The following is an 8381-nucleotide window of genomic DNA, read 5'->3' as shown; positions in this document are numbered from 1 at the left end:
GCGCGATCTCGCGCGTGGGCCCCACGCTCCACCGGGACAGCAGGAATCAGTGCGCTGTCCGGAGCCGTGCGAGGAGGTCCCTCACGAGGCTGTCGGCTTCCTCCACGAGGTAGAAATGGCCGCCTTCGAAGGACCGGAAGTCGAAACCCGCCCTCGTGATCGCCGACCACGCCATGACGGATTCGTGATCGAGGTCCTTCTCGCCGTTGCCGTAGTAGGCGACCACGGGAACGTCGAGGCGGGAGTCCTCGTCGGGAATGCGCGCGTCGTAGCGTTCCAGCAGGCGGTAGTCCGCGCGGATCGCGGGCAGCACGAGCTCGAGCAATGCGGGGTCGCGGAACACCTCGGCCTGTGTGCCGCCCATCTCGGACAGGTCCGCGACCAGCTCCTCGTCGCCGGCGTCCGCCAGCCCCGGCCTCCTCCGCTCCTTCCCCGGGCCGCCGCGTCCCGACACGAACAGTGCGGTCACGGTCCGCCCGTGTTCCTCCCTCAGGCGAGTGGCGAGCTCATAGGCGACGGACGCCCCCATGCTGTGTCCGAAGAAGGCGACGGGCACGTCGAAAAGTTCACGGGACGTGACGGCGAGGTCCGCGACCAGCTCGTCCATCGTCTCGGCCGGAGCGTCCAGGAAGCGGCTCTCGCGCGCCGGGTACTGGGCGGCGAGCAGCTCCACGCCTTCGGGTACGAGATCCTTCCACGGACGGAAGAAGTTGGCGGTTCCTCCCGCGTGCGGGAAGCACACGAGTCGCAGCGTGGGGGCCGGAACGGGCCTGATGGTCCGGAACCAGCGACTGGTCGCCGTAGGGGAGGTGCCGGCATTCTGTGGGTTCACTTGGATCCGTCCGATGGGGATCGCGGCATCGTGGCCGCCTCGCCTTGTTGCGCCATCCGCCCGTGGACTTCGCCGGACCGGTGGGTGACCCCGGGGATGCCAGGAGCGCCCGAATCGTGTGCGCGGCGCCCATGGGCCGGGGAAACGGACCCGGCGACGTACGTGCTCCGGAGCGTGCGGCTTGTCGGCCTGAGTTTATCGTCGGCCGTCGGCAGCGGCAGACCGAGCACCACCGCCGGACGGGTCCGTCCGGCGGTGGCGGGGAGCCGACGGCACGGGCGGGCCACCGGCCGGGCACGGGGTGCACGGGCGTCACCTCCACAGGCCCGGATGTGATCTTCAACCCCTCCCACGGCGGAGCCTTGCAGGCCTCCCACCAGGGCTTCTAGGGTGGGGGCGCCGTGGTGCTCGGGAAGACCGGTGACAGCTGACACAAGCTCACTCCGGAGCGGCCCTCGCCACTGTGATCGGGTAGTTCCCGCCTTTTCCGCCATCGGCGGTGCCACTGGCCTCACCAAGGCCGGGAAGGCAGAGGCGGGCGCGCTTCGCCCGTAAGCCAGGAGACCGGCCGCGGCATCTCACGAAGTGATCCACGAGGTGCTGGAGCGTGACCGCATGACCCTGCCCACATCCGACCTGCCCACATCCGACCTGCCCGCGGCCTTCCGCTGGCGGCGCGAGGACACCGTCCGCACCGTCGGCCTGATGGCGGTGATCGTGGCGCTGCACGTCGTCGCCTTCGGGATCCTCTTCCTCCTCGTGGTGCCGAACCACTACGAGGTCGGCTCCAAGGCCTTCGGCCTGGGCCTCGGCGTCACCGCGTACACGCTGGGGATGCGGCACGCCTTCGACGCCGACCACATCGCCGCCATCGACAACACCACGCGCAAGCTCATGGCGGACGGCAAGCGGCCCGTCTCGGTGGGCTTCTGGTTCGCCCTCGGGCACTCGAGCGTCGTCGTGGCGCTGGCGGCCCTCGTCGCCGGGGGCACGCAGCTCGCCGGCACCCTCGCCGACGAGGACTCCGGCACCCACCAGACGCTCGGGCTGGTCGGCGCCACCGTCTCGGGAACCTTCCTCTACGCCATCGCCGCGCTCAACCTCGTCGCGCTGCTGGGCATCCTCCGGGTCTTCAGGAGCATGCGCCGGGGGTCCTTCGACGAGTCCGCACTCGAGGCGCACCTGGACTCGCGGGGCTTCATGAACCGGATCCTGGGCCGGCTGACGAAGGCGATCACGCGCCCGGGCCAGATGTACCCCCTGGGCTTCCTGTTCGGGCTGGGCTTCGACACCGCCACCGAGGTGGCGCTCATGGTCATGGCCGGCAGCGGGGCCGCGGCGGGACTGCCGTGGTACGCGATCCTCTGCCTGCCGCTGCTGTTCGCCGCCGGCATGAGCCTGTTCGACACGCTCGACGGGACCTTCATGAACTTCGCCTATCAGTGGGCGTTCTCCAACCCGGTCCGCAAGGTCTACTACAACCTCACGATCACCGGTCTGTCGATCGCGGTCGCCTTCCTCATCGGCACCATCGAGCTCGTCGGTGTCCTGCACGACAAGCTCGACATGACGGACGGCTTCACGGGCTGGGTGGCGGGACTCGACCTCGACAACGTCGGCTACGTGATCGTCGGCCTGTTCGTGGCCGTGTGGGCCGTCGCGATCGCCTACTGGCGCCTCGCCAGGGTGGAGGATCGCTGGGCGGCGCGAACGGCGAGCAGCGGCTGACGCCTTCCGGGACGGAGGCGCACCCGGCGCGCAGCCGGCGCCGGGCGCGTCGCCCACGATCCCTCCGAACGGTGCTCCCACGTCCGGCCCTCAAGGGCTCGGTGCCGGCCACCGGTCCGTGGTGCGGCCTGCCCTGCCTGCACGCAGAGCCGCAGCGACGGCGGCAGGGCCCTTGGGGCCTGACGGGCAACCGAGCGCCCGCAAGGCCCCAAGGTGTGAGCGTCAGGGGGGCCGGTTCAGCTTTCCGGCATCACGGGTGAATCGATGTCCAGATCGGCGAGCGATTCCCCGTAATCGGCGAATCGCCGGGCGTCCCACAAAGGGGCGGGCACACCGGGTACGGGCTCGTCGCCCCTCATGAAGAGGGCCTCGGGGCCGCCGGGGGTGAACAGGAAGAGCATCTTGGCGTGACGGGTGCTCTTGTTCAGGAAACGGTGGCGGATGCCGGGCGGGACGTACAGGAAGTCCCCCGACCGGGCGATGATCTTCTCGTCGCCGTTGAGGAACTCGAGTTCGCCGTCGAGCAGGTAGAAGGCTTCGCTGTTGCGGTTGTGGACATGCGCCACCGGCCCCGCGCCGGGCGGTATGTCCGCCTCGACGAAGCCCAGGTGTCCGTCGGTGTTGTCGGTGTGGACCTTGACCGAGTAGACGTTGTCCGACACCCACTTGGTGATGCCTTCGCCGGCGGGCACGTGGATGGCTCCACGCTTCGTCCAGCGAGGGTCGTCGGTGTCCATCTGCAGCATGGGAAGACTCATCCAGGACTCCTCACAGTAGAAGCAGGCGCGGTCGACCCGGCGCCTGACAGTTGTCAGATTACCCGGCCCTGACAGCTGTCAGGCAAGCAGCCCCCTCTGCAGCCCGCTTCCCGGACCTCCCAGGTCAGGCCACTGCGCGACCGTCGGGCCTCTGTCGGCTTTCAGCAACGTGCGGCGGTAATGTTCGATGAGGCGCCGCCTCCCGTGGCCGCTCGAGCCCCGAAGTCCGTCAGGGTGGTGGCGCAGCGCGGCGCAGGTGGCGTGACTTCCGGCAACCGGCTGGGATCCGGCCGCCCGGCCGATGGGACATCAGAAGGATGGGTGAGGTGTCAGTGCCGGCAAACGGCGCGATGGACGACACGCGGGACGACCGCCGCCGGGCGAGATCGCCGCAGGTCGACCTCAGCGATGTCGAGATCCTCCAGCGTGGACTCGAGGCCTTCGCCGAATTGGGCTATTCGGGCGCGTCCGTGCGGGAACTGGCCAAGCGCCTCGGGGTCAACCACAACTTCATCAACGACCGCTTCGGTTCGAAGGAGAAATTCTGGCGCGCGGCGGTCGACCATGCCCTCAGGGCTCCCGTCCAACGGCTCAGCACCATCCTCGACGGTGACCTGGACGATGTCGACAAGTTCAAGTGCGTCGTGCGGACCTTCCACACCATGGCGGCGAACATGCCCCATGCGAACCGCATAATCTCCGACGAATCCATTCTCGAGACCGACCGCCTGAACTATCTGTACAGCGAGTACACCGGCCGATTCGTGGAGAAGCTCGAACCGCTGGCGCAGCGGCTCATCGCCTCGGGCCGGATGCCGGCCATGAGCATGGACGTCCTGTTCAGCGCGCTCACTGGGCCCGCAGTCGTCATGACCCAGAGGCAACTCGTACGCCGCATGAACGAGGAGGGGGAACCTCAGGCGGAGGAGTGGCGGCAGAAGACGGAATCCTTGAGCGAGGTGGTTATCCGAGGGCTGCTCGGCTCATAGGTCCCTGCTTCCGGCCTCAGGCCGCGAGGGCGGGACAGCCGGTTCACCAGGGCTCGGGGATGGTGGTGCAGGCGAGGGCACCACCGCGGTCGGCGGCGTCGATAGCGCGACCTGCATCGGCGGCGGGGACGGGGGCGGGCAATTTTTCGCCAATGGAACCCGGCGCGAACGGCGAGCAGCGGCTGACGCCTTCCGGGACGTCCGGAGGCACACCGGACGAGCGACTGCCTCCGGAGCAGCTGCCTCCGGTCCGGCGCGCTGTGCGTGCAGAACCACGATGCCGTGGCGCGCGGATGAACGCCGGGAACCGCCCGGGCGACCGCCGGGCGGTGTTGTCCCGCGGGCGTCACGGTTGGGCAACACCGCGTCGCCGGGACCCGCGACCTGGGCATGCGGAGCCGCACCATGGGTGTGTTCGGGCGGGATGACGAGGGGAAACGCGGGGGCAATGGAATTCACGGTCGAGCGGACGCTGAGACGGCGCGGCAGACGGTTCTTCGTCGGGGGGATCATCGTGACGGCGGTCGCCCTGCTGTGGCTGGCCGACCTGAGGACGAACGGCAGGACGACGGCCGGCAGCGACAGCGCGATGGCCGCGTGGTTCGTCCTGTTCCTGTCGGTGGTGTCGGTCCTCCGGGGGTGGCGCGACCTGCGCAAGGCGAAACGGCCCTTCCAGTTGCGGGTCGACGGGTTCGGGATCACGCTGCACGACGCCGAGCTGGCCTGGGAGCAGATCGACGCCGTCTCTCTCCGACAGGTCCCCAACTCCGCGGAGAACGTCGACGAGCTCCCCGCGTCGCCCAAGTCGCTGCTGAGCCTGTGGACCGCACCTGGCGTGACGCTCCGCCGCAAGCCCGACGTGACCTTCGGCGACGACCGGATCCGCTACACCCTCGTGGACTGCACGGACCTGGACCAGAGCGTCTCCGCGCTGGCCGCAGCCCTCGCCGAGCACGCCGGAGCCCGCTTCGAGACCGCGCCGCGCTCCGTGCGGCCGCCGATCCCGGTGGCTGTGACGGGGCCCGAACGGAATGTGCCCGGTGACGAGCAGGTCTTCGCCGACACCCGCCAGGCCGGCACCTGGGCCGTGGTGTGGGCTGCGGCGGCCGCCGTCCTCACGTACTCCTTCTGGCAGCTGATCAGCCGCCCCACCGAGGGCTTCGTGACCGTCATCGCGCTCTGCTGCCTGGTCGGTGCCGTCGCCTGCTGGCCCCTCGCCGGCCGGTCCCTCTTCCGATGGCACCGGCCCCTGCGGCTGCGGGTCGGCCCCGCCGGGATCGGCATGCGTGAATTCACTGAGGAGGAGCAGTACTTCACCTGGGCGCAGGTCGCGGCCGTCTCGGTCGGACCCCGGTCTCCGGGTAGCCGGGACACGCGGCCGTGGGTCGTGGTGTGGCCGTTGCCGGGCACGCCGACGAACCTCCCGCACAGCTATCTGCTCGACGGCCACCAGGCCTACGCCCTGGTCCGGCTGGACCGCCTGCCCGGCGGCGCGGAGGCGGTCGTCCCGGTCATCCGGGCGTACGCGGGAGAGCGCTACGCCGAAACCGCCTGAGGGCGGGATTCTCCGGCCGTCCCTTGACGCGGACGTGGTGCCGAAGGGTTGACGTCGGCGACGTGGCCGAGGGTGCAGAGCGCCGCCCTCCAACGGGCGAACGACATCCTCAGGCCCGCGACGCGTGCCGTCGCGGCCGATTTCCGACCGGGTGGAGGTGCGCGGGCTGGATGCCCCGGGCCGAAGAAGGCGCGGGGCACGCAGCGGCCGTACTGGTGGTGCAGGGCGACCAGTCGCTGGTCCTCTGCCTGGGCGCAGGCGGCGACCCGGCGGCCGCGCCGTGCGGAACGTTCGCCCGGACGGTCGTGGAGTCGACAGCGACGACCCGGCCCAGGTCGTCTGCGGCTATCAGCCGCCGCCTGTGACGCCGGCGGTGCGTCCCGCAGGATCCCTTCAACCATGAAGCGGGCGTGACCCCTTCTGCGGCGCTCCGGCGCCGCGGCGACCCCGATGACGCCGAGGCGGCCTCCAGCCAAGGGCATCCGAACGCCGGGCGGTGAGGCCGTCCGTGGCCACCGGCCATGACGCTGCACGAGACGACGACGTCGGTGCGCAGCCAGCGGTCCGCGCCCAAGCGGTCCGCCGCCTCGACCGCACCCTCGCCGGCTGCACGCGCCACGACCGCTCCCCAGGCCGGCTGCCCGGGCATCACACCGAACTCATTTCGTCACCCCCTTAACCGGTGATACGGTCGGTGCCGGCCTTCGGTGAACACCGCACGCGGTCGTCGTTCGCGATGAACCGCGCGCCGCTCCCTGCCGTTCGCTTGCGCCGTCGCATCTCCCGCACACCCGCCTCCTGAACGGAACACCCATGAAACGAGCTCTGACCGTCCTCGCTGCCTGCGTGCCGCTGGCCGCGGCCGTCTTCCTGCCCACCGCATCGGCCGAACCCGGACACGGCCCGGGTTCCGTGGCGTCAACCTGCGCGACGCCGTCCGTGAAGGCCCCGTCCGGTAGCGAAGTGGAGTCCGTGACCGCGGTCCGCAAGGAGGGCGGGACCGTGCACGGGAGCGGAATCCTGGGCGGGACGGTCACCGGCGTGCCCGCCTACTGCGAGGTGACGGTCACCCTCACGCACCCCGGCGGCAACGACCACGCCAAGGTGCGGACCTGGCTGCCCGTCAGCGAATGGAACGGTCGCTTCCAGGCGCTCGGCGGCAGCGCGTACGCGGCCGGGGACAACGGCGCGGGGATGGCCGCCGCGGTCAAGAACGGCTACGCCGTGACCACCACGGACGCGGGCGTCGGCGACGTCCTCGACGTCAACTGGGCCCTGGGCGGCGACGGAAAGGTCAACAGGGCGCTGCTGGAGAACTTCGCCTCCCGCTCCCAGCACGAGGCGGCGGTCGTCGGCAAGCAGGTCGTCGACGGCGTCTACGGCAGGCGTGCCGCCTACGCGTACTTCAACGGCTGTTCCACCGGCGGACGTCAGGGTTACATGGAGGCCCAGCGCCACCCCGACGACTACGACGGCATCCTCGCGAAGGCACCCGCCGTCCACTGGGACGAGTTCGAGGTCGCCACCCTGTGGCCGCAGGTCGTCATGAACAACGAGCAGACCTATCCGACCGCCTGCGAGTTCAAGGCCTTCACCGACGCCGCCGTCGCGGCATGCGACGCGCGCGACGGCGTCGCGGACGGCCTCGTCGAGGAACCGGCCCGGTGCGACTTCGACCCGCGCCGGCTGATCGGCACCAAGGTGGTGTGCGCGGGCAAGGAGTTGACCGTCACGGCTGCCGACGCGGCCGTGGTCCGCAAGATCTGGGACGGCCCGCGTACCCCGTCCGGCACGAAGCTGTGGCCCGGCGTCCCCGTCGGGGCCGACCTGTCGGCGCTGGCCGGCGTCACCGGCCCCGACGCGAACGGCGACGTCAAGGGCGATCCGTTCCCCGTGCCCGCGTCCTGGGTCACCTCATGGGTGAAGAAGCAGCCGTCGTTCGACGTCTCGACGATCACGTACAGCGAGTTCACCCGGTTGTTCCGGCAGTCCGAGGCCGAGTACGACGGGATCATCGGCACCGACGACCCCGACCTGTCCGCCTTCCGCGACTCCGGTGGCAAGCTGCTGAGCTGGCACGGACAGGCCGACCAGTTCATCCCGGCCCAGGGCACGGTCGCGTACCGCGAGGACGTCGAGCGGACGATGCACGGCGCCAAGAGGGTCGACGAGTTCTACCGCCTCTTCCTCGCCCCGGCAACAGTCCACTGCGGCCTCGACTCGGGCGACGGCACCACCGACGACCTCGGTGCGCTGAGGACCTGGGTCGAACACGGCAAGGCCCCCAGGACCCTGCCCGCCTCCCTGGTGAACTCCGCCGGGCAGGAGGTCGACCGTGACCTGTGCGGCTACCCGGAGGTCTCCCGCTACGACGGCCACGGCGACCCGCACGACGCCTCCAGCTTCCGCTGCGTCGCCCCGTCCCGGCACTGACCTCGATGTGACGGACCGAGGGAGTCGGCCGGAGCCCTCGGGGACGTCGATGCCGCCGGTGCCGGGCCCGGGATGCCCCGGGCCCG

General features: G+C 70.5%; 6 protein-coding genes and 1 riboswitch. Of the genes, 4 read left to right on the top strand and 2 right to left on the bottom strand.

The window, feature by feature from the left end:
• Positions 1-46: 46 nt before the first annotated feature.
• Complete coding sequence (locus ABZ479_RS15340) at positions 47-742, bottom strand: thioesterase II family protein (protein ID WP_500462041.1); 696 nt, start codon at positions 740-742, stop codon at positions 47-49.
• A 475-nt stretch (positions 743-1217) separates the two neighbouring features.
• A riboswitch (cobalamin riboswitch) is annotated at positions 1218-1419 on the top strand.
• Positions 1420-1447: 28 nt separating this feature from the next.
• Between ABZ479_RS15340 and nicT the strand changes: the two genes are divergently transcribed.
• Positions 1448-2560 (top strand): Nickel transporter NicT, encoded by a 1113-nt coding sequence (nicT, locus tag ABZ479_RS15335; RefSeq protein ID WP_500462040.1) that lies wholly within the window; start codon positions 1448-1450, stop codon positions 2558-2560.
• Positions 2561-2796: 236 nt separating this feature from the next.
• Here nicT and ABZ479_RS15330 read toward each other — a convergent pair whose 3' ends face one another.
• A complete protein-coding gene (locus tag ABZ479_RS15330; protein WP_500462039.1) occupies positions 2797-3297 on the bottom strand; it encodes a cupin domain-containing protein in 501 nt (166 codons plus the stop codon).
• 347 nt (positions 3298-3644) lie between these two features.
• On the opposite strand from ABZ479_RS15330, the gene ABZ479_RS15325 reads away from it, so the two are divergent.
• The 3 genes from ABZ479_RS15325 (at position 3645) to ABZ479_RS15315 (ending at position 8295) form a co-directional block, all read left to right on the top strand.
• Complete coding sequence (locus tag ABZ479_RS15325; protein ID WP_500462038.1) at positions 3645-4307, top strand: TetR/AcrR family transcriptional regulator; 663 nt, start codon at positions 3645-3647, stop codon at positions 4305-4307.
• Positions 4308-4755: 448 nt separating this feature from the next.
• Entirely contained in the window at positions 4756-5862 is a 1107-nt protein-coding gene (locus tag ABZ479_RS15320) for a hypothetical protein (RefSeq protein WP_500462037.1), read from the top strand.
• An 813-nt stretch (positions 5863-6675) separates the two neighbouring features.
• The gene (locus ABZ479_RS15315; protein WP_500462036.1) at positions 6676-8295 is read left to right on the top strand and encodes a tannase/feruloyl esterase family alpha/beta hydrolase; all 1620 of its coding nucleotides are present in this window, start codon (positions 6676-6678) and stop codon (positions 8293-8295) included.
• The last annotated feature ends 86 nt before the right edge of the window (positions 8296-8381 follow it).

This window comes from Streptomyces sp. NPDC005722, from assembly GCF_040630935.1.
Classification (GTDB): Bacteria; Actinomycetota; Actinomycetes; order Streptomycetales; family Streptomycetaceae; genus Actinacidiphila.
This window is presented reverse-complemented; position numbering and strand designations above follow the sequence as displayed.

What these genes read in the sequence shown, in the direction of transcription:
- nicT (WP_500462040.1), top strand. Translation starts at nt 1,448, where the DNA reads ATGACCCTGCCCACATCCGACCTGCCCACATCCGACCTGCCCGCGGCC.
- ABZ479_RS15330 (WP_500462039.1), bottom strand. Translation starts at nt 3,297, where the DNA reads ATGGACACCGACGACCCTCGCTGGACGAAGCGTGGAGCCATCCACGTG.
- ABZ479_RS15320 (WP_500462037.1), top strand. Translation starts at nt 4,756, where the DNA reads ATGGAATTCACGGTCGAGCGGACGCTGAGACGGCGCGGCAGACGGTTC.
- ABZ479_RS15315 (WP_500462036.1), top strand. Translation starts at nt 6,676, where the DNA reads ATGAAACGAGCTCTGACCGTCCTCGCTGCCTGCGTGCCGCTGGCCGCG.